Annotated in this window: 14 protein-coding genes; 8 read left to right on the top strand and 6 right to left on the bottom strand. The window is 70.7% G+C overall.

Annotated elements, in window-relative coordinates:
- Positions 1–35: 35 nt before the first annotated feature.
- The 3 genes from ettA to CAP_RS03895 all read left to right on the top strand — a co-directional run bounded on the left by ettA (position 36) and on the right by CAP_RS03895 (position 7,274).
- On the top strand, positions 36–1,715 hold the full coding sequence (gene ettA / locus CAP_RS03905; protein ID WP_081864536.1) for an energy-dependent translational throttle protein EttA: 1,680 nt from the start codon (positions 36–38) through the stop codon (positions 1,713–1,715).
- Between the two features lie 98 nt (positions 1,716–1,813).
- On the top strand, positions 1,814–2,833 hold the full coding sequence (locus CAP_RS03900; protein ID WP_044236165.1) for an endonuclease/exonuclease/phosphatase family protein: 1,020 nt from the start codon (positions 1,814–1,816) through the stop codon (positions 2,831–2,833).
- A 22-nt stretch (positions 2,834–2,855) separates the two neighbouring features.
- Positions 2,856–7,274 (top strand): translocation/assembly module TamB domain-containing protein, encoded by a 4,419-nt coding sequence (locus tag CAP_RS03895; protein ID WP_044236163.1) that lies wholly within the window; start codon positions 2,856–2,858, stop codon positions 7,272–7,274.
- Between the two features lie 16 nt (positions 7,275–7,290).
- On the opposite strand, the gene CAP_RS03890 is transcribed toward CAP_RS03895, so the two are convergent.
- Positions 7,291–8,103, bottom strand: a complete 813-nt coding sequence (locus CAP_RS03890; protein ID WP_044236162.1) for a phosphate/phosphite/phosphonate ABC transporter substrate-binding protein — start codon at positions 8,101–8,103, stop codon at positions 7,291–7,293.
- Between the two features lie 278 nt (positions 8,104–8,381).
- Here CAP_RS03890 and CAP_RS46970 point away from each other — a divergent pair, with 278 nt between their 5' ends.
- Complete coding sequence (locus tag CAP_RS46970; protein ID WP_063748635.1) at positions 8,382–9,101, top strand: YdeI/OmpD-associated family protein; 720 nt, start codon at positions 8,382–8,384, stop codon at positions 9,099–9,101.
- A 65-nt stretch (positions 9,102–9,166) separates the two neighbouring features.
- Here the strand turns inward: CAP_RS46970 and CAP_RS03880 are convergent, their stop codons facing one another.
- On the bottom strand, positions 9,167–11,140 hold the full coding sequence (locus CAP_RS03880) for a vWA domain-containing protein (protein ID WP_044236160.1): 1,974 nt from the start codon (positions 11,138–11,140) through the stop codon (positions 9,167–9,169).
- A gap of 162 nt (positions 11,141–11,302) precedes the next feature.
- Here CAP_RS03880 and CAP_RS03875 point away from each other — a divergent pair, with 162 nt between their 5' ends.
- Positions 11,303–12,730 carry a TAXI family TRAP transporter solute-binding subunit gene (locus tag CAP_RS03875; protein WP_052374104.1) on the top strand — a complete coding sequence of 476 codons (1,428 nt, stop codon included), beginning with the start codon at positions 11,303–11,305 and terminating at the stop codon, positions 12,728–12,730.
- Here CAP_RS03875 and CAP_RS03870 read toward each other — a convergent pair.
- Positions 12,711–13,595: a BUD32 family EKC/KEOPS complex subunit gene (locus CAP_RS03870; protein WP_044236158.1), complete on the bottom strand. Its 885-nt coding sequence runs from the start codon at positions 13,593–13,595 to the stop codon at positions 12,711–12,713. The genes CAP_RS03875 and CAP_RS03870 overlap by 20 nt on opposite strands.
- A 115-nt stretch (positions 13,596–13,710) precedes the next feature.
- On the opposite strand from CAP_RS03870, the gene CAP_RS03865 reads away from it, so the two are divergent.
- Both CAP_RS03865 and CAP_RS03860 read left to right on the top strand, forming a co-directional pair.
- Positions 13,711–14,901, top strand: a complete 1,191-nt coding sequence (locus CAP_RS03865) for a glycosyltransferase family 4 protein (protein WP_063748634.1) — start codon at positions 13,711–13,713, stop codon at positions 14,899–14,901.
- Complete coding sequence (locus CAP_RS03860) at positions 14,898–16,082, top strand: glycosyltransferase family 4 protein (protein ID WP_052374103.1); 1,185 nt, start codon at positions 14,898–14,900, stop codon at positions 16,080–16,082. The genes CAP_RS03865 and CAP_RS03860 overlap by 4 nt, the downstream gene beginning before the upstream one ends.
- A gap of 54 nt (positions 16,083–16,136) precedes the next feature.
- Here the strand turns inward: CAP_RS03860 and CAP_RS03855 are convergent, their stop codons facing one another.
- The 3 genes from CAP_RS03855 to CAP_RS51870 form a co-directional block, all read right to left on the bottom strand.
- The gene (locus CAP_RS03855) at positions 16,137–16,967 is read right to left on the bottom strand and encodes an RNA methyltransferase (RefSeq protein ID WP_044236157.1); all 831 of its coding nucleotides are present in this window, start codon (positions 16,965–16,967) and stop codon (positions 16,137–16,139) included.
- A 27-nt stretch (positions 16,968–16,994) separates the two neighbouring features.
- Complete coding sequence (locus CAP_RS03850; protein WP_197040987.1) at positions 16,995–18,413, bottom strand: haloacid dehalogenase-like hydrolase; 1,419 nt, start codon at positions 18,411–18,413, stop codon at positions 16,995–16,997.
- 208 nt (positions 18,414–18,621) lie between these two features.
- Positions 18,622–19,032, bottom strand: coding sequence for a hypothetical protein (locus CAP_RS51870; RefSeq protein WP_044236155.1), 411 nt, complete (start codon positions 19,030–19,032; stop codon positions 18,622–18,624).
- Positions 19,033–19,166: 134 nt separating this feature from the next.
- On the opposite strand from CAP_RS51870, the gene CAP_RS03840 reads away from it, so the two are divergent.
- Positions 19,167–20,462: a glycosyltransferase gene (locus CAP_RS03840; RefSeq protein ID WP_044236153.1), complete on the top strand. Its 1,296-nt coding sequence runs from the start codon at positions 19,167–19,169 to the stop codon at positions 20,460–20,462.
- The last annotated feature ends 5 nt before the right edge of the window (positions 20,463–20,467 follow it).

The following is a 20,467-nucleotide window of genomic DNA, read 5'->3' as shown; positions in this document are numbered from 1 at the left end:
ACGCCAGCCCGGGCCGCCAAGGCAGGCGTAGCGACGTGGCTCCCCAGTTCATCTTCACGATGCAGGACGTCCGGAAGGTCCACCCCCCGAACAAGGAGGTGCTGAAGGGACTCTGGCTCTCGTTCTATCCGGGCGCGAAGATCGGCGTCCTCGGCAGCAACGGCTCCGGCAAGAGCACCCTGCTCCGCATCATGGCGGGCGTCGACAAGGATTTCCTCGGCGAAGCGAAGGCCGCCGAGGGGACGCGCATCGGCTTCCTCCAGCAGGAGCCCCCCCTGGAGCCCGGCAAGACGGTGCGGGAGAGCGTCGAGCAGGCGGTCCACGCGACGCGATCGCTGATCACGCGCTTCGAGGAGATCGGGGTGAAGCTCGGCGAGAGCCCGCCCGACATGGAGGCGCTGCTCGAAGAGTACGCGGTGCTGCAGGACAAGATCGAGGCGGCGAACGGCTGGGAGCTCGACCGGCTGATCGAGCGGGCGATGGACGCGCTGAAGCTACCGCCTCCGGAGGCGATGGTGGATCACCTCTCGGGCGGTGAGCGGCGCCGGGTGGCGCTCTGCCGGCTGCTCCTCGAGAAGCCGGACATGCTGCTGCTCGACGAGCCCACCAACCACCTCGACGCGGAGAGCGTGTCGTGGCTGGAGCGGTTCCTCGGCGACTATCCGGGGACAGTGGTGGCCGTGACCCACGACCGCTACTTCCTCGACAACGTGGCGGGCTGGATCCTGGAGCTGGATCGGGGGCACGGCATCCCCTACGAGGGGAACTACTCCGGCTGGCTGGAGCAGAAGAAGAAGCGGCTGGAGTCCGAGCAGAAGCAGGACTCGTCCCGCAAGCGCACCCTGGAGCGGGAGCTGGAGTGGGTGCAGATGGCGCCCCGCGCGCGCCAGGCCAAGAGCAAGGCCCGCCTCGCGGCTTACGAGACGCTGCTCGCCGAGGACCAGAAGGCGAGCAAGGGGCCGGAGATCACCGAGATCCACATCCCTGCCGGCCCGCGGCTCGGCAACAACGTCATCGAGGCCAAGCACCTGCGCAAGGCGTTCGGGGATCGCCTGCTCATCGACGACCTCAACTTCTCGCTCCCGCGCGGCGGCATCGTGGGGATCATCGGTCCGAACGGCGCCGGCAAGACCACGCTGTTCCGGATGATCATGGGGCTCGAAAAGCCGGACGAGGGGGAGCTCGCCCTCGGCGAGACGGTGCAGCTCGCGTACGTGGATCAGTCGCGCGACGCGCTCAAGGCGACGAACAGCGTGTGGCAGGAGATCTCCGGCGGGGACGAGCGGATCACGGTGGGCAAGCGCGAGGTCAGCTCGCGGGCCTACGTCTCGTCCTTCAACTTCGCGGGGAGCGATCAGCAGAAGAAGGTGGGCGACCTGTCGGGCGGCGAGCGCAACCGGGTGCACCTCGCGAAGCTGCTCCAGCGCGGCGGAAACGTGCTGCTCCTCGACGAGCCGACCAATGACCTCGACGTCGACACCCTGCGCGCGCTGGAGGAGGCCCTCCTCAACTTCGCCGGGTGCGCGGTGGTGATCAGCCACGATCGCTGGTTCCTCGACCGGATCGCGACGCACATCCTCGCCTTCGAAGGTGACGCCAAGGTGGTCTGGTTCCAGGGGAACCACGCCGACTACGAGGCCGACCTGAAGCGCCGCCTAGGCGCCAAGGCCGACGAGCCGCGCAAGTTCCGCTACCGCAAGCTGACCGCGAGCTGACGCAGCGCGGCAAGCGAGCCGCGCACCCATCCAGAAAACGGCTCGTCGCGCCTTTGTTTTGGCGTTGGCGCAGGGACAAACGACGGCCATAAGGAAGCATGTTTCGCTTCCTGCGCCTCGCGCCCGCAGCCTCCATCCTCACCTTCGCGTTGCTGGCTGCAGGCGGTTGCCGGACCCCGGGCTCGGAGGAGCAGCCGTCGGGCTCGACCTCCACGTCGACGAGCGGTGAGGGCGGCAGCGGCGCGGCAGGAGGAGGCGGCGGCGACGGGGGGGGCGGCGGGAAAGCGCCGCCGGAGCAGCTCAAGGTTCTCAACTGGAACACCCAGAACTTCTTCGACGACGTCAACAACAGCAGCGCGCCCAACGAGACGGTGGTCTCCACGGCCACCTACCAGGCGCAGCGCGCGGCCGTCGGCGCCGTGCTCCGGCAGCTCGACCCCGACGTGGTGATCCTGCAGGAGGTCGAGAACCTGGAGATCCTCGCGGCGCTGAACGAGACGGAGCTCGGCGGCGCCTACGCCCACCAGGCGCTCATCGAGGGCAACGACACCCGGGGCATCAACATCGGAGCCCTGTCGAAGGTCCCGTTCGACGACGTGGTGTCGAACCGCGACGACTCGTTCGTGCAGAGCGGGACCAACGGGCCGAGCTACCGCTTCGCGCGTGACGCGGTCGAGCTGCACCTCACGCACGGGGGCCGGCACGTGGTGCTGATCGGGGTGCACTTCATCTCCAAGAGCTCGGCCAGCAACGACGACAAGCGGCTCGCCGAGGCGCAGCACACGCGCGGCATCGCCGACGAGATCACGACCGCCGATCCGACCGCCGCCATCGCCATCCTGGGCGACTACAACGACCTGCCGGAGTCTCCGTCCGTCAAGGCCATCGAGGGCAGCGGGAGCAGCGCCTACCAGGACACGGCGATGCTGGTGCCCAGCGTGGACCGCTGGTCCTACGACTACCAGGGCCAGCTCGAGCTGGTGGACCACCAGATCGTCAACCCCGTGCTCCGGTCGATGCTCGTCGAGGGCTCCCCCCAGATCCTCCACAGCGCCACCGCCGAGGAGGCCAGCGATCATGCCCCCATCATGGCCACCTACTCTCTGAGCGCCCCCTGATCCGATGTACTAAGCTCAGCGCATGCTGAAGGCGAAGCGGCGGCCGGACCGCGGGAAGCGCGACTTCGGTCGCTCTGCCGCGCGCTTCCTGTGCGTGCTCTTCGCCGTGATCGGAGCCATCCCCCTGGCCCTCGGCGTGCTGGTCCGGCTCGAGATCGTCCGGGCCTGGGTCGCCACCGAGACCGCGGCGCTGCTCCAGCGGGAGCTGGGCCTCGTCGCCCGCTACGAGGTGGGGGTCAAGCTCTGGCCGCTGCAGGTCGCCCTGGACGAGGTCAAGGTCGACGCCTCGGACGGGGGCTCGCCGTTCCTGGAGGTGGAGCACGTCGCCGTCAGGCCGCGCCTGTTCTCGCTGCTCGCCGGGCGCATCGACGCCGGCGACATCGAGGTCATGGGCCCCCGGGTGCGCGCCGTGGTCGCGGACGGCAAGCTCCAGAACGTGGCGCTCCGCTTGCCCGAGAGCAAGAGCAGCGAGCCCACCGAGCCTCCCTCGTTCTCCTCCATCACCGTCACCGACGCCTGGATCGACGTCAGCGTCGAGGGGGTGCACGCGACGACCCGGGAGCTGGATCTCGACGTCTCGTCCGAGGGCCCCGACACCTTCGAGATCGCCCTGCGCTCGGGGCTCGCCACCGTCACCCGCGTCCACCCGCTCCCCGGGCGAGAGGCGACCGAAGACAGCGTCGATGAAGACCGGATCTGTCGCTTCGACACCCGCATCCGGGTGGAGCCTGGCGCGGTGCTCGTCCGCAGGCTCACCCTGGAGGGCTCGGTCGACCTCGATCCCGATCCGGGCACCATGCCCGCGTGCAACCTGCCCGAAGGCGACTGGCGCGCGGTGGCGGTGGAGCTCGGCGCGGTGCGGGTCTCCGGCCTCGGGGCGGGGCTCCCCTCGGCGGCGAGTGGCCGCATCCGGGCCAGGGCGCCCGTGGGCATCCTCCACCGCTTCCTCGACGCTCCCCACGCGAGCGGGGCCGTCTCGCTCGACCTCGAAGCCGAGTACCAGGCTGGTGATCAGCTCCCGCGCGTCGAGGGCAACATCATCGCGGAGCAGGGCGGCATCGAGGGCAAGGTCTTCTCCTCCCTGCTCACGGCCAGGGTCGCGGTGCTCGGCGATGCGGTGCGCCTGAGCAACGTCGAGGCCGAGTGGGGCGATGGGCGGATCGGCATCGAGCAGGTAGAGCTCAAGCCGTTCGCGCCGGGCATCCCGCTCAAGGCGGGGCCGATCACCCTGGAGCACGTGGACCTGAACGGGCTGCTCCGCGACCTCGACGCCCACCCCCGCGCCCACGTGCAGTGGCTCCTCACCGAGGGGGGCTTCGAGTACTTCAACGGGACCCTCAACCCGCTCTCCCTGGTGGGACCGCTCTCGGTCGACACGCGCGACTTCAACGTCTTCGACCGCCACCCGAGCGAGCCGGGTCGCCGCCGGATGATGGGCGTCCCGGAGGGCCAGGTCCGCGGCGTGTTCCAGATCAAGCCCGACGCGGTGGTGCTCTCCAACTTCACCATCGAGACGCCGGGGAGCCGCTCCCTGGTCCGCACCACGGTGCGGCTCGGGTTCGCGGGCCGGCTCGCCATCGACATCTACGGCGGCTCGCACATCGACCTCGCGGAGCTTGGGCCCTTCGTCGAGACGCTCGACATCAAGGGCAACATGGAGCTGCGGCGGCTCACGGCGCAGGGTCCCTTCGAGCACCCCAAGATCAACGCCGACGCGACCATCGACGGCTTCAGCATCGCCGGCTTCAACGTCGGCCGGGTGGAGCCGGAGAAAATCGAGTTCGAGCCCCTGGCGCTCACCCTGACGAACGCGCGCATCCGCCACGGCCAGAGCCTCGCCAAGGCCACGCGGCTGCGCCTCGACTTCGACGCCGGCCCCGACGTGCTGATGGACGCCGACATCGACACCCGGGAGGCGCCAGGGCTGTCGCTGCGCGACCTCTTCGACATCTTCGGCATGGCCGACGACCCGCGCTACAAGGACTATGCCGGGATCGCGCAGGGCACGGCGCACCTGCACTACGCGCTCGGCGGGCCCGAGGACCGCTGCGGCGGCGGCTTCCTCCGCCTGGACGCGGCCATGCGGCTCACCCAGGTAGAGCTCCTCGGCGAGCAGTTCGACGACGGCGACGTGGACTTCGGCTTCATCTGGGACGACCAGCTCGCGAGCGAGAATGGGATGCGCATCGACGTGCGCTCCGCGGCGCTGCGCAAGGGGGGCGGCTCGGTGCTGGGCAGCGCCAGGGTGCAGCACGGCGGGGTGCTCACGGGGAGCGTCATCGCCAGCGGCGTCCCCCTCGAACGGCTGAACGCGCTCGGACCGATCGGCGAGAAGCTGGACGGCTCGGTGTCGCTCACCGCCTCGCTCGGAGGCACGCTCGCGCGGCTGGAGGTGCTGGCCGACGTGCACCTGTCGCGGCTGCGCATCGGCCCCTCCACCCTCCCCACCTCGCGCCTCGCGGTGAGCATCAAGCCCGCCGACACCCCCTCCAAGCTCATCGGCCGGAGCCGCTGCGGGAACGCCATCGGCGCGCCCTTCAACCTGGCCGAGTACCAGCAGGACAACTCCTCCGGCAACATCGTGGTCAACGGAGATCTCTTCGGCGGGCAGGTGCGGCTCGACAACCTGAAGATGACCCAGCAGAAGCGCGCCCTGGTGACGGGCAATGCCCGCATCGTCGCGCTCGACCTCGGGACCCTGGCGAACCTCATCCCCGGCGTGGCCTTCACCGCGTCCCCGCCGAAGGGCGCGCTCACCGCCCACCTCGACATCAAACGCCTGCCCCTCGCCGACCTGTCGCGCGCCGATGTGACCCTGGGCATCGAGGCCCTCGAGGTGGAGCGTGATGGGCAGCTCCTCCGCCTGACTGCTCCGAGCGAGCCGATCCGGCTGGCCCAGAACGCGCTGCTGGTACCTGACCTCAAGCTCTCCTGGCGCGGACGCTCCAAGCTGACGGCGGCGTTCACGGTGGGCGGCAGCGTCTCCCGCGCGCTCACCGCCCCCGAGCTGAACCTCGGCATCCGGCTGGAGCAGACCAACCTCTCCCGGCTCGGCGCGGAGATCTCCGCGCTGCGGCGCGCGAGCGGCACCGTGCAGGCCGAGCTGAACGTCACCGGCCCCCTCACCGGGAATGCGCTCAAGTACACGGGCTCCGCGGAGCTGCGCGACGGGGAGCTCGACATCGAGGGTCTCCCGACGGCGCTCGACGACATCGACGTTGGCATCACCATCGGCGGCGGCGAGGTGCGGCTCGTGCGCGCCTCTGCGCGGCTCGGCGGCGGTACCGTCGTCGCCACGGGCAGGATGCCCATCCGCGGCCTCACCCTCGGCACCGCCCAGGCGACCATCCTCGCCCGAGGGGTGAAGCTGCCCGTCGCCGACGGGGTGAACCTCACGGCGGACGCCGACCTGGACGCGAGCTTCAAGCCTTCGCTCGGCTCCGAGGACGCCGACAGCATGCGCGAGCTCCCGGACGTCCGCGGCAGGATCTCCCTGGTCTCCTTCAGCTACACGCGGCCCATCGCGCTGAGCGTGGACCTCGGCGCGCTCGCGGGCAGGCAGCGCACGAGCGTCGAGACCTACGACCCATCACGCGACGTCGTGCGCTTCGCCGTGACGGTGGTGTCCCCGAAGCCGCTGCGCTTCTCCAACAACCTCGTGGACATGCGCCTCGAGGTCTCGCAGCCGGGCCTCTCCCTCTCGGGGACCAACCAGCGCTTCGGCGCGCGAGGGAGCCTCCGCATCCTGCCCGGCTCGTCGCTCAACCTGAGGGGCACCCAGTTCGACGTGCGCGAGGGTACCGTGGCCTTCACCGACCCCTACCGCATCGCGCCCAAGGTCGACGTGCGCGCCGAGACGGAGTACCGCCGCTACTCGGCCGGAACCAGCGCGAACCCCACGGCGACGCCGGCCTCCGGGACGGGCGCCGACGCGAGCATCGGGGGCCAGTGGCGCATCAAGATGCACGCCCACGGCGACGTGGAGAACCTGCAGCTCGGGTTGAGCAGCGACCCGGCGCTGAGCCAGGAGGACATCATCCTGCTCTTGACCCTCGGCATGACCCGCGCCGAAGTGGACCGGGGGCTCGCCACCTCGCTGGGCGAGACGGTGGGGCTCGAGGCGCTCTCGAGCCTGACGGGCGCCGACAAGGCGGTGAAGGCGTTCGTGCCCATCATCGACGAGTTCCGGTTCGGCACCGGCTACTCCTCCCGCACCGGCCGGTCCGAGCCCAACGTCACGGTCGGCAAGCGGATCACCGACACGCTGCGCGCGAACGTGACCACGGGCCTGAGCGAGAACCGGGAGGTCCGGTCCAGCATCGAGTGGCGCCTCAAGCAGGGCGTGAGCGTGCAGGGCTCTTACGACAACGCGAACGACGTCTCCAGCTCTCCCCTCGGCAACATCGGCGCCGATCTGCGCTGGCGCATCGAGTTCGAGTGACGATCGGAGGCTGGCGTCAGGTCGTGGAACTCTCGAACGACACCGCGGCGTCGAGCGCGGCGTAGCGGTCGTCACGGCCGGCGAGCCACTGCTTGTGGCCGAGCAGCTCGAAGATCCGGCGGTGCCTGGGGTTCTTCCAGATCATGCTGACGAGGCAGCGCTGGAACGCTTCCGCGTGGCTCTCCGGCAGCGACGGCATCGCGTCGAAGACCGCGTTGTCGTAGGCGGGCGTCGTCCACAGCACGTCCACCCGGTGCGGATCGATGCGGCTCTGGCTGTGCTCCGCGTGCCACACCGCGTCCCCGATGGCCGCGGCCTGGGCACGCCCTTCGTGGAGCGCGGCGAGCGCGGCCAGCTCCCCGCCGGGCGTGTCTCCGTGCTTGCCGAGGTCGTTCTCGAAGGTGAGGAGCTGCACCCTGCTCGTGTCCACCTTCGCCTGGCGGAGGAAGTGCAGGGGGAGCAGCCGGCTGTGCGCGTTGTCCACGCTGCCCACCGCGAGCACCTTGTCCTGCAGGCCATCGAGCGACCGGATCCCCGCGTCGCGGCGCACCAGGAGCTTGCTGTGGAAGTCGCGGTCGATCTCCCGCATCGCCAGCGTCCGGGAGCGGCCGTCGGTGCTGCGCTTCACCCGCACGTGGGACAGCGCGCTGTTCCAGGCGATGTCCACGTGGCCACGCAGCAGCGCGTCGACCTGCCGCTCGTACGTGGAGAACAGGGCGAAGTCGAGGACGACACCATGCTCGCGAAAATGCTCGCGGAAGCTCTCCCACAGGGTGATCACTCGGGGATCGCTGGCCACCGCGCCGACCAGGAGGAAAATGTCCTTCATTCCGTGCCTCGCACGGCGCGCGACGCTAGCACGCGCCGGCCGTCGGCGAGGCGCAGATCAGCGAAGACACCCTCTTGACAAACTGCGCCATCGACAGGGTCACCCCTCACCCTGCCGCGCGACCCACGTGCACGCGTGGCTCACACCCGCGCCGTGCATGCGGCAGGGAATTTCTCCCGCATCCCCGGGCGCCACGGGCGACAGCTCCGCGCGCGTGTGGCGGATCTCTTCGCCCGCATGGCCACCGCGAGCGCTGTTAGCCTCCTGCAGAGGCTCCGATGACCAGCGCGCTCGCCGCCAAGCTCCAGCTCAAAGCCGGACACCGTGTCCTCCTGATCGATGCGCCCGAAGATCACGCGGGCGCGCTCGATCCCCTCCCCGAGGGAGCCACCCTCTCGCGCACCGCGCGCGGCACCTTCGACGTGGTCCACCTCTTCGTGCAGCAGGCGAAAGATCTCGCCAGGAATGCGCCGAAGGCCATCGCCGCCGTCCGCGAAGGGGGTGTCCTCTGGATCTCGTATCCCAAGAAAACGTCAGGCGTGAAGACGGACATCACGCGCGACGTGGGCTGGGACGTGGTGACGGCGGCAGGCTGGGGACCCGTCACGCAGGTCGCCGTCGACGACACCTGGTCGGCGCTGCGCTTCAAGCCCGAGGCCAGCGTGCAGCGGAAGGTCGGCTCCGTGGTGGCGCCAGCCGCCAGGGCGCAACGTGAAACGCAAGGAACGGCCCGCGAGGCGGCTGCGCCCTCTGGCACCGGATCCATGGCCTCCGCACCGAAGCAGATCGTGACGGCTCCTCAGGATCTGGCCGAGGCCCTCACCGGGAGCGAGCCCGCCAGGGCCCTGTGGAGCACCCTGGCCCCCTCGCACCGCAAGGAATACGTGCGCTGGATCGAGGAAGCCAGGAAGCCCGAGACGCGCGCGCGGCGTGTCGCGGGCACCATCGAGATGCTGAGTTCCGGGAAGAAGAACCCGACCGACAAAGCCCCCCGCTGAGTGCCCGACCTACGAGGACAGGCCCCCCGCACGCATAACACGCCCTGCTCGACCTCTCGCGGCGCTCAGCGCGCCAGGCGCACCACGTAACTGGTCCACGCGGCCTTGAACGTGAACGGCAGATCGAGCCCCCATGTCGCCTCCTCCAGGCAGCGCGACACGGCCGCATCCGCCGCTCCATCCACCTGGATCGCCGGGACCTCCACCACCTCGTCGAGGGTCGTCTCCAGCGTCACCGTGGCGCTCCTGGGCCCGGCCGGGCAGCTCTGGAACGCGGCCCCCAGTGTCTTGCGCAGGAACGTCATGGGGTCGATGCCGCCGCCGCTACCCATGCCACGGCCGAAACCGTTGAGGCCCACGGAGCCTGCCCCGACCATTCCCCCCGCCGCTTCCCCCGGCTCGATCCCTTCCGTCGACGGGCGCACCCCGGGCTCGATGGCCAGGTAGCTGGTCACCGGCGACACCGCCCCGCCGCGCATCGCCAGCGGCATCATCTCCTCCTCGGAGAGATCCCCGAGGAGATTGCTCCCGAACACCAGCGCCGACCACAGCTTGCCGTGCGCCACCTCGGGGCGGAGCACCTTGCGCACCGGGCTCGCCCACAGCTCCCCGCGGAGCGCCACCTCGGTCACCGGCCCCTTCGCCGCGTGAATCCCGTGGTGCTCCACGCCCTCGCCCTCGGGGAGCTGCTCCGGGAACCCGCCCTCCTCCAGCGCGAACCCCGACACCTCCACGGCCACCTTGTCGAGCCGCACCGGACGCGCCCACTCCTCGTACACACGCCTCATCTCGGCGGCATCCTCGGCCTCCTGGCTCGTCGAGGCGCGCCAGATCAACCCCCCTGTCGCCCGGATCGGCGCCGCCCACGCGTGTTCGTCGTCCCGCGCGAGCTCCGGGGCTCCCTCCGACGGCAGGCCCACGTGCACCAGGGCGCCACTCTTCTTCACGAGCGCCCCCACCCGGTCGGGTGTGAGCGTCGAGCGCGTGAGGAGATCGGTGACCACCACGATCCTGCGCGGCAGCGACCGCGGGAACCCGGCCAGCAGGGCGTCCGCCCGCGCCAGCGCGTCGTCGAGCCGGCTGCCATTCCTGGGCTCCAGCGTGAGCCGATCGAGCGTCGACCGCGCCGCCGCCGACGAGACGAACCCCCCGGGCTGCGGCCTGACCACCCGGTCGAAGGTGATCACCTGCACCAGCGCGTCGGGGAGGTGCCCGAGGTACGCCTTGACGGCCGCGATCCCCGCCTTCCCCTTCTCTTCAGACAGCGACCGGGACCCATCGATCACCACCACCACGCGCGCGTTGCGCGGCAGCTCCGACAGCTTCGCGGGCGTGTCGAACTGGAACTGGACCAGCGACCGCTCCTTGCCCACCGGCACGGCGGCCAGAGCACCCTCGATCTCCCGGGTGGCCCGCGGGGCCAGCGCGATCTCGGTCTCCTCTGCCGTGAGGGCAAGCGCCGCGCCGGCCTGCACCGGCCGACCCGCCACGAAGAGCTGATCCCCCTTCCGTGCCGGGGACAGCATCACCACCGGAGACAGCGTCTCCGTGCCCAGCCTCGGGAGCCGCAGGTGATGTCGCCCGCCCCGGTAAGTCGTCGGGAGCCGCAGCGTGTACTCCACCGTCTTCGGCTGGTCGGGCGCGCAGGGGAACACCTGCAGCGCGAGCAGCCCCTGGTGACGCCACGAGAGCAGCGCTGGATCCTTTGGATAGAACCCCCCGACACCCGTCAGCTCCTGGTACTTCGCCGCTGCCGCCTCGGCCTCCATCAGCTCACCGCGGAACCAGAACGGGTGACCGTCTTTCACGCCCAGCGACGCGAGGCTGGTGGCCACGGCGCCCTCGGGCATCGGGAGGAAAAAGGTCGCTTGATCGTGCCGCGGGCCACCGTTGAACACCGTCCTGCGGACCACGAGCGAGGCGTGTCCGTGATCCACCGCGAGGTCGATCTGGTGCGTCGTCTCCACCAGATCGACGGAGCGCAGACCCTGCACGTCGTCGTAGGCACTGGCCTCCGGAGAACCCGACGCGAGCGCCACACCCGTCAGGGCGGCAGCAGACAGCGGCAGGAGCTTACGTGCACGGCGGGCTCGCCTGTGGGGGTGCTTGCGGGCAATCATGGCCCGTCATGACAGCAACCGACGCCGTGAGTTCCCGGCTCTCCCGAAGTCGACCCTGAGCGGAAAGATGGCCCCCATCTCATGATCAAGAAGCGCCTCCGCCGCCCCAACCTCGAGAGCTACCGCAAGGAACTCCTGCGCGTCTGGGGCCTCCTCCTGGCGATCGGCGTCGCGGCGCTGGTGGGCACGTACCTCCTCTTCGTGGAGCCTCCCCCTCCACGCCGCATCACCATCGCCACGGGCCAGCGCACCGGCCGCTACCACGCCTTCGCCGAGGCGTACCGCGACACCCTCGCCCGTGCAGGCATCCAGCTCGACATCCGCGAGACGGCTGGCTCGTCCGAGAACCTCCGCCTGCTGCTCGACCCTGCGAGCGGCATCTCCGTGGCCTTCGTGCAGGGCGGCGCGGCCCCCCCGGAGGTCGTGCACCACCTCTCCGCCCTGGCCAGCCTCTACCGAGAGCCCCTCTGGGTCTTCCACCGTGGCGACCACCGCCACGAACGCCTCTCCGATCTCGCTGGCAAACGGCTCTCCATCGGCCCCGAAGGCAGCGGCACCCGCACCCTGGCGCTCCGGCTCCTCGAGGACAACGGCATCACTCCGGCGTCCCAGTCCGCAGCAGGCGCGCCGCTGCTGGCCCTCACCGACGCCGAGGCCGCCGAGGCCTTGCGCGAGGACCGCGCGGACGCCGCGTTCTTCGTGGTCGGCCCGGGCGCGGAGCCGGTCCAGACCCTGATCCGCACCGAGGGGGTGCACCTGCTCCACTTCCGCCAGCACGAGAGCTACACCCGCCTCCACCCCTTCCTGACCAGCGTCACCCTCAGCGAGGGCCTCTTCGATCTGGGCCGCAACATCCCTCCCGAGCCCATCACCCTCGTCGCGCCTCCAGCCGCGCTCGTCGCCAGCGAGGGCCTCCACCCCGCGCTCATCCCGCTCCTCCTCGACGCGGTGATCGCCGCCCACGAGGCGGGCAACCTGCTCGACGCGCCCGGCGAGTTCCCCTCGTCACGCAACCTGGAGATCCCCATCCATCCCCAGGGCAAGCGCATCCTCACCCAGGGGCAGTCGTTCCTCTACCGCTTCCTCCCCTTCTGGCTGGCCTCCCTGCTCGACCGGCTCAAGTTCATGCTGGTCCCGCTGCTCACGGTGCTCTTCTCGCTCGTGAAGCTCGCGCAGCCCATCTACGAGTGGCGGATCCGCTCGCGGATCTACCGCCACTACCAGGTGCTGCGCCACGCCGAGCGCGAGCTGTCAGGCGACGTCGAACCCCTGCGGCGCACGCAGATGATCACCACCCTGCGCGACCTCCAGGGCAAGCTCGGACAGCTCAGCGCCCCGCTCTGGGCGATGGCCGAGATCTACCAGCTCCGCCTCCACCTGCGGCATGTGCTCCGGCAGCTCGAAGCGGGACCACCGCCCGCGGGCGACGAGCCACTTCCCGCGGGTGATGAGGCGCCCCCCGCAGGCGGCAGATCCCCCACCCCTCGTCCTACCCCTCCAGCGGCTTGATCCCGAAGTGCGCCTCGACCAGCCGGTGCTGCTCCGCGAGCTGCGCCGGGTAGCCGGGGACCGCGTCGAGGGCCGCGCGCTCGAAGTCGAGCCAGTAGAGTGCCCCCGTCTTCGCGCCGATGAGCACGTTGCCGAGCTTCACGTCGATGGGGGCGACGCCGCGCAGGTTCATCGTCCGGATCATCGCGGCGATCCCGTCACGGTGGGTCTCTCCGTCCTTCGCGAACGCCTCGCTCTCCCAGCGGTCGCGCTCCGGGTCGAAGAGCTGCCCCGTCACGGCGAGGTCGATGTCGAGCAGACGCGCGCCGCGCCCCGCCAGATCGTGCTGCAGCGTCTTTCCCCGGATGTAGTCCATGTGCAGGGTGCGGTTCACCAGGTTCACCCCGCGCAGCACCGGGACGAACCCTGTGGCCCGCAAGCGCAGGAGCGCCGCCGCCTCGGTGAAGAAGAACAGACCGGAGGCGCTCCACAGCCGCGGCCCGAGCGGCACACCCTCCGGCACGCCCACGAACTGCTTCCGCACGCACACCCGTCCCCGGTAGAGCACCACGTGCAGGCGGTAGCGCAGCCGCGGGAACTTCTCGGTGCGCCGGTTGAAGAAAGGTTCGTCCGCCGGGTGATCCGCGAAGGCGAACCCGTCCTGATCGATCTCGGCGAGCACCCTATCCCCGGGCCCCAGCTCGGCCACGGAGGGGATCTCGGCCGGGGTCACCGCATCGGCGACGGGCGCCGGATCGTCCGAGAGCCGCCTGCGGGCGAGGGCCGCGAGCACCTCGGCCTGGGCGACCATCAGCTTCGAGGCCGCTTCCGCCCCCGGCAACCGTCGCACGTTGTCGTCGAGCAGTCCCCGGAGCCGCTGATCCATGCCGCCGTAAGTACCCCGCCGGCGCGGCGTGGGGCAAGAGGGACCCGCCGCGCCTCGCGCGCCTCGTCGAGGACAAGGGCTTCCGGACCCGCGTCGCTTCGGCTACCACGAAGGAATGCCCAAGCTCCGCATCGTCCACACGGTCAGCAGCCTCCAGGGTGGAGGCATGGAGCACTTCGTCTTGCGGCTCGTCGAGGTGCAGCGGCAGCAGGGGCACGATGCGTCCATCCTCGCGCTCCGCCCCGGCCCTCTCGAGGACATCGCCCGCGAGCGCGGCCTGCCCACGACCGTGCTCCAGGGCAACAAGATCGAGCGCCTCGCCCGCGCGGCGCTCGCGGTCGGCACGGCGCGGCCCCACGTCATCCACGCCCACAACCCGACCTCCCTCCACTACGCCACCATCGGCAAGCTCATCACCCGGTCTCGCCTGGTCTACACCGATCACGCGCAGACCCGCGGCATCGTCCGGGTCCCTTCTCAGTACGAGTGGCGCCAGGCGGACGCGGTGGTCGGCTGCTCCCAGGACACCGCCGACCGCTGCGGCGCCGTCGGCGTCGTCGACGAGATCCTGGCCATCCACAACGGCATCGAGATCGCTCCCGCCCGCAAGACCCGCGAGGAGGTGCGCAAGAACCTCGGCCTCGGCGAGCACGAGTTCGTGGGCATCCTCCCCGCCGCCTTCCACCGCGTGAAGGGCCACGACGTCCTCCTCCGCGCGCTCGCCATCCTGCGCGACGAGGACCTGGAGCTGACGGCCACCGCCGAGCCCCGCGGCCCGGAAGGCCCGAACGCCCGCGTGCGCGTCCTCGTCGCAGGCGACGGCGACGAGCGCGACCGCATCCACGGCCTCGCCAAGGAGCTTCGCCTCGGCCCCGAGTGGGTCACCTTCCTGGGCTTCCGCAAGGACGTCCCGGACCTGCTCGCGGGCATGGACTTCTTCGTCCTCCCCTCCCGCGCCGAGGGCCTCCCGCTCAGCATCCTGGAGGCCATGGCCCGCAGCCTGCCGGTCGTCGTCACCCCCGTCGGCGGCGTCCCCGAGGTGGTCACGGACAACGTCCACGGCCTGGTCGTCCCGGTCGACGACCCCCGCGCCCTCGCCGAGGCCATCGGCCGCCTCGTCGAGAACCCCGAGCTTGGTCGGGAGATGGGCGCGCGCGGCAAGATCAGGGTCGAAGAGGACTTCTCCTTCGCCCGGATGGCCCGCAAGTACGAGGACCTCTACCTCCGCGTGCTGGAGTCCCCGCGCATCGGCATCGCTGGCCGCCGCGCCGGACACGGCGCGACCCACGGCGGGGGCGCCGCGTGAGGGTCCTCGTCCTCACCCAGCACTACCCCTCGCGCCGCGAGCCCACGGTCGCCCCGTGGAGCCAGCACACCTACCGTGCCCTCGCCCGCCACTGCGACGTGCGCCTCGTCGCTCCCATCGCCTGGTGGGCGCGCGCCCGTGAGGCCCCCCTGGAGCTGATCCGCACCCCGCGCGAGACCCACACCGGCATCGACGCGCTCTTCCCGAGCTACTGGTCGGTCCCCAAGGTCCCGCAGCTCCACGCCGCCGCCGTCTACCACTCGCTCCGGCCCCTGCTCGCCAGGATCCGCCGCGAGTATCCCTGGGACGTCCTCCTCGCCGCCTGGGCCTACCCCGACACCGCAGCCGCCGCGCGCTTCGCCGACGAGTACGAGACCCCGCTCGTCACCACCGTCCTCGGCAGCGACGTCAACGAAGCCGCGAGCTGGCCCGCCCTCCGCCCGCAGATCTCCCAGGCCCTCCAGCGCTGCCAGCGGGTGATCGCGGTCAGCGCCGCCCTCGGCGAGCGCGTCGAGGAGCTCGGCGTCCCCCACGAGCGCGTCACGGTCCTCCACAACGCCGTCGACGGCGCCCGCTTCACCCCCCAGGACAAGGCGCCAGCCCGCGCCACGCTCGGCATCCCCGAGGGCGTGAAGCTCGTCCTCTACGCCGGCTACCACCTCCCCGAGAAGGGCGTCGACGTCCTCATCGAGGCCATGGGCAAGCTCGATCGCATGGGCCGGCACGACATCCACCTCCTCACGGTGGGCGGCGGTCCGCTTCTCGAGCCGCTGAAGGCCCGCGCCGCCGCCCTCGGCCTCGGCGAGCGCGCAAGGCTCCTCGGCTGGGCCCTCCCCAAGGACATCCCCGGCTACATGGCCGCCTGCGACGTCTTCTGCCTCCCCAGCCGCCGCGAAGGCTGCCCCAACGTGGTCCTGGAGGCCCTCGCCTCGGGCCGCCCCGTGGTCGCCTCGCGCGTGGGCGGCGTCCCCGAATTGGTCCGCGAAGGCGACGATCCGAACGGCATCCTCGTCCCCGCCGACGACCCCGACGCCCTAGCCCAGGCCCTCGCCGCGGCCGCGGACCGCACCTGGGACCCGCAAGCACTCCGCAGCACCGTCGAGTCACTCTCCTGGAACGACGTCGGCAACCGCTACCGCGACATCCTCACCGACGTCGTCCACGCCTTCCGGCACGGCTGACCCCGCGCACGACAGCCAGCGGATCATCCCCGAAGCGCGCCGTGCATCGGTGGCTCATTCCCGAGAGAACCGGCGCTGCCTGGCGATCTCGTACAGGAAGATCGACGCGGCGCAGCTCACGTTGAGCGAGGTGGTCACCCCTTCGAGCGGGATGCGCGCGGTCTCGTCGGCGAGATCCTTGAACAGCGTGCTCGCGCCCCGGGTCTCGTTGCCCAGCACCAGGACCGTCGGGCGCCGGAAGTTGCACTCGTGGATCTGGTGCTCACCCTCGTGGCCGGAGACGACGAGCTGCAGCCCGGGGATCCGCGGCTTCAGCCCCTCCAGCCAGGGCAGCAGTTCGTTGTTCGACGACACGCGGACGATGGTCTGGGAGAACAGCGTCCCCACGCTCGCCCTCACCGTGATCGGATCGTAGAGATCCGCGGTGTGGCCCGTGACCACGATCCCGTGCGCGCCGAACGCCGCTGCCGCACGGATCGTGGTCCCGAAGTTGCCGGGGTTCGTGGGGCGGTCGAGGAGCAGGACGAGGAGGTCGTCGCGCACCGGAATGCGGGCGAGATCATCCTTCGGCGTGCTGATGATCGCGGCGATCTCGGAGGATTCGTTCTTCTCGCTCAGCTTGTCGAGCAGGGCCGCGGGAAGCTCGAGGTGGGCATCCGCCTTCGAAGTGGCGAGGATCTCCCGCGCCCACCCCGAGAGCTGCACGTCCCTCGGATAGAGGAACGCATTGATCTTCCAGCCGCAGCGAAGCGCCTCGTTGATCGACCGCACCCCCTCGACGAAGAACTCCCCGTACTTGTGGCGCTTGGTGCGGTTTCGCTTCAGCACCTCGGCGCGCTGGAAGTGGTTGTCTTCCGAGTAGACGCGGATCAGCTTGGGAGGCATGGGCTCCGTGGGGTTTCCTCGGGATCCTCAATACACGCTGTCCACCTGCTCCGGAATGACCTGTCCCTCCTCGTCCAGGCAGGGCGCCCCGGCGCCGCTCGCATCGACGCAGGCATTCGTCGCGCAGGCGTACCCGGCGTCGTAGCGAGGCCTCGGCGCGATGAACATCGGGTTCACGAGCCACCGGTCCCCGAGGTTCCGGTAGCCGTTGCACATGATCTCCTTCTTGTTGCGGTTCACGACCAGCTTCATCGCGGTCGCGTCCTGCAGGAAGGTCACGTCCGTGTCCGAGTCCCCGGCGCCGAACACCTGCCGCTTCGCCGGGTCCGCCGTCTTCGTGAGGGCGTTCGGCCCCGTGTCGCCGTAGATCACCTTGTTGATCCAGCAGCGCTTGCCCTCGATGTAGGTGATGAGCGCGTTGCCGGTGACGTTGCCGCTGCCGTCGTTCTGGCCATCGGGCACCGAGCCGCAGCCCTGGAGGTTCGCCGTGAGGCGGCCGTCCCCGCCCGTGACCTGACGGATGCCGACCACATGATCCGCGGCGATCCCCACCCGCTCCGCGAAGGGCTCGACCACGAACTGCGGCGACGCCGACACCACCCACACATCGAGGCCGTTCTCCTGCATCACCCCGATGAGGTCGCGGATCTGGTCGTAGATGCGCAGCGTCGCGGCGAGCCCCGTCCGGGTGCCGATGGTGTGCGTCGCCCCGAGATCGGCCGCGAGGGCCTCGGTGATGGCGGCATCCGCGAAGCTCCTGATCTCCGCCGGCAGGTAGCCCGCCTGGAGCTGGGCCAGCCACGCATAGCCCGGCGAGATCCAGCGGTGGTTGTACCCCTCGAACGCGGCGGCGCCGCCGGTAGTCGTCCCGTCGACGTAGATGCTCAGGATCGCATCGGCGCACGCGCTCGACGTGCTGGTCGGCAAGGGCTGCCCTGCATCCACCAGCGCCCCGCAGGCTACATCGAGAGCGGTGCGCGCTGCCGCGGTGAGATAGGGGCTGGTGAGCCGCCAGTTCTTGCCAGCCGGCTGCCGGATCAGGTCGTGGCGCAGCATCCAGAACATCGTGGCGTCGCCGACGTCGTTCTTGATGACGGTGTTGTCCCAGTCGAACACCGCGACCGGACGGCGCGCGGGGTCGTAGCCCGGATCGTTGCGCCCGTGCGCATCGATGAAGGCGTCGAGCCGCTGGCGGTTCTGGCCGTACCAGGCGAGCGCGGGATCCAGATCGGGCAGCACCTCGACACCGCCATCCGGATTGCCCCCTGCCGTGCCCGAGCTGGTGGAGCCAGCCCCGCCGGCACCTCCAGCCCCGCCGCCCGTGCCGCCCGTGCCCGTGGTCGCAGGCTTCGCGGGATCGTCCCCGCCGCAGCGGCACAGCAGGGGAACGAGGGACAGCGCAGGCAGCAGGACCAGCAGGGCTCGGCCAGGGGAGAGGCGCTTCATGCAGGTAGCGTGTCCGAGCCACGCGGAGGCGTCCAGATGCGCTGGGCACCGGCGAGGAAAGCTCCTCGATCTGGTGCGCTCACCGTGAACGCCTGGTGTCATCCTTCACGACGAGGCGACAGCGACGCAACATCAAGGCGAGCTTCCAGCTCGTCGTTCCGGGTCTGTCGAAGGATCTCAGCCCTTCATGGCGGCAGGGCTCGGGGGATCAGGGGCTCTCAGGGGCCGGCTTCTTCGGCGCGCCGTCCTCGCAGGCTCCCTTGAACTGGTACTTCTCCGCGGTCAGGCCGCATCCGTAGATGGTCTGACCGTTGCAACCGCAGAACGGGTCGGCGCAGGGGGGCGGTGGGAGTGAGCAGACCGGTTGAACCTCGGGGCCGCACCCGGGCATGTCGTAGAGAAGGCTCTCCCCCTCGGCGCACGCGCCACCCTGCCCGGAGCCGCCTTGCCCGAAGCCACCTTGCCCGGAGCCACCTTCACCAGAACCACCTGCACCGGCGCCACCCTGCCCCGAACCACCCTGCCCGGAGCTGTTTGGACCGACGACGGTGGACGAAGAGCACGCAGCAAGGGGCGCCGAGAGCAGGAGCAGCGCCAGCGCGAGGATCGGACGAGGCATGCCTCCGGTTGTACCCGTGATACGTGACCGGGGCCACCATGGCGCAGGTTGCCGTCACCTCGCGGTGGGCGGTGGTGCGCCACACGGGACAGGGACCTTGGCCTCTGCGTACGCTCCCAGGCCAGGAGACCCGGATGAAGATCACCCTCCTTGCGCTCGGTAGCCGTGGCGACGTCCAGCCCTCGGTCGCACTCGGCAAAGGCCTGGCGGCGCGCGGCCACACGGTCCGCGTCCTCGCCGGCACCAACTTTCACCCCTGGATCGTCAAGCACGGGCTGGAGACGGCCCCCTCCTCGCTCGACATGCAGGACATCATGCGCACCGAGTGGGGCGTGGCGTGGGCCGAGAAGGGCACCAATCCCCTCCTCGCCAGCCGCGCGGTGGCCCGGATCCACGAGCAGTTCGGCTGGGCTCTCACCGAGGACATCCTCCACGCCTGCGAGGGGGCAGAACTCATCCTCAGCAGCTTCACCTCCGACTTTCAGGCCTGCTCCATCGCGGAGGCGACGGGCGCGCTGCACATCAGCGTGCCGCTCCAGCCGTCGGCGCTCGCCACCCGGCACGGTCCTTCCTCGCTCGCCGCGGTCGTCCCCGGAAAGGACAGCGTGCTCAACCAGCTCTTCGCGAAGGCGATGGTCGAGCCCACCATCTGGCGGTGGACAGGCGCCAACGTGAACCGGCTCCGCCGGGAACGGCTCCGCCTCCCCGAGCACACCCGGAGCACGGCCTTCGAGGCCCTCCGCCGCACGCCCACCCTCCACGGGTGTAGCGCGCACATCGCCCCGCGCGCGCCGGACTGGCCCGCCGACTGGCAGGTCACGGGCTACTGGTTCCTCGACGAGGCCGAGCCCTATGCGCCGCCCGAGAGCCTGACGCGCTTCCTCGACGCGGGAGAGCCGCCGGTGTGCATCGGCTTCGGCAGCATGCCGGCCAGCGATCCGGCGGCGCTCACCCGGATGTTCATCGATGCCATCAGCCGCAGCGGCCGGCGCGCGATCCTCCTGTCGGGCTGGGCTGGGCTCGGGGGAGTGCCTCTGCCGGACACCTTCTTCCAGATCGACAGCGCTCCCCACGACTGGCTCTTTCCCAGGGTTGCGGCGGTCGTCACCCACGGGGGGGCGGGCTCCGTCGCGGCCAGCCTGCGCGCGGGCCGGCCGACGCTCGTCGTCCCCCACATGAGCGACCAGATCTACTGGGGCCGCCGCGTCGCCGAGCTCCAGCTCGGGCCGTCACCCATCCCGCGCCCGCGCCTCCGCGCCGACCGCCTCGCGGAGGCCATCGCCCTGACCAGCGACCCGGCGATCCGCCGCAACGCGGAGGCCATGGGCGCGAAGATCCGCGCCGAGGACGGCGTGACCACGGCCGTCGACGCGATCGAGGGGATCATCGCAGCCCGCAGGCCTGAAGGCTCGAGCGCCCGCGGACGCTGAGGCCA

Origin of the sequence: Chondromyces apiculatus DSM 436, from assembly GCF_000601485.1 — a bacterium.
In the GTDB taxonomy this organism is placed as follows: domain Bacteria; phylum Myxococcota_A; class Polyangia; order Polyangiales; family Polyangiaceae; genus Chondromyces; species Chondromyces apiculatus.
The sequence above is the reverse complement of the archived record's forward strand: the minus strand, read 5'-3'. Positions and strand labels throughout refer to the sequence as shown.

Excerpts from the sequence above, each read along its gene's own strand:
- CAP_RS03900 (WP_044236165.1), top strand. The coding sequence starts at position 1,814 with ATGTTTCGCTTCCTGCGCCTCGCGCCCGCAGCCTCCATCCTCACCTTC.
- CAP_RS03895 (WP_044236163.1), top strand. The coding sequence starts at position 2,856 with ATGCTGAAGGCGAAGCGGCGGCCGGACCGCGGGAAGCGCGACTTCGGT.
- CAP_RS03890 (WP_044236162.1), bottom strand. The coding sequence starts at position 8,103 with ATGAAGGACATTTTCCTCCTGGTCGGCGCGGTGGCCAGCGATCCCCGA.
- CAP_RS46970 (WP_063748635.1), top strand. The coding sequence starts at position 8,382 with ATGACCAGCGCGCTCGCCGCCAAGCTCCAGCTCAAAGCCGGACACCGT.
- CAP_RS03875 (WP_052374104.1), top strand. The coding sequence starts at position 11,303 with ATGATCAAGAAGCGCCTCCGCCGCCCCAACCTCGAGAGCTACCGCAAG.
- CAP_RS03870 (WP_044236158.1), bottom strand. The coding sequence starts at position 13,595 with ATGGATCAGCGGCTCCGGGGACTGCTCGACGACAACGTGCGACGGTTG.
- CAP_RS03865 (WP_063748634.1), top strand. The coding sequence starts at position 13,711 with ATGCCCAAGCTCCGCATCGTCCACACGGTCAGCAGCCTCCAGGGTGGA.
- CAP_RS03855 (WP_044236157.1), bottom strand. The coding sequence starts at position 16,967 with ATGCCTCCCAAGCTGATCCGCGTCTACTCGGAAGACAACCACTTCCAG.
- CAP_RS03850 (WP_197040987.1), bottom strand. The coding sequence starts at position 18,413 with ATGAAGCGCCTCTCCCCTGGCCGAGCCCTGCTGGTCCTGCTGCCTGCG.
- CAP_RS51870 (WP_044236155.1), bottom strand. The coding sequence starts at position 19,032 with ATGCCTCGTCCGATCCTCGCGCTGGCGCTGCTCCTGCTCTCGGCGCCC.
- CAP_RS03840 (WP_044236153.1), top strand. The coding sequence starts at position 19,167 with ATGAAGATCACCCTCCTTGCGCTCGGTAGCCGTGGCGACGTCCAGCCC.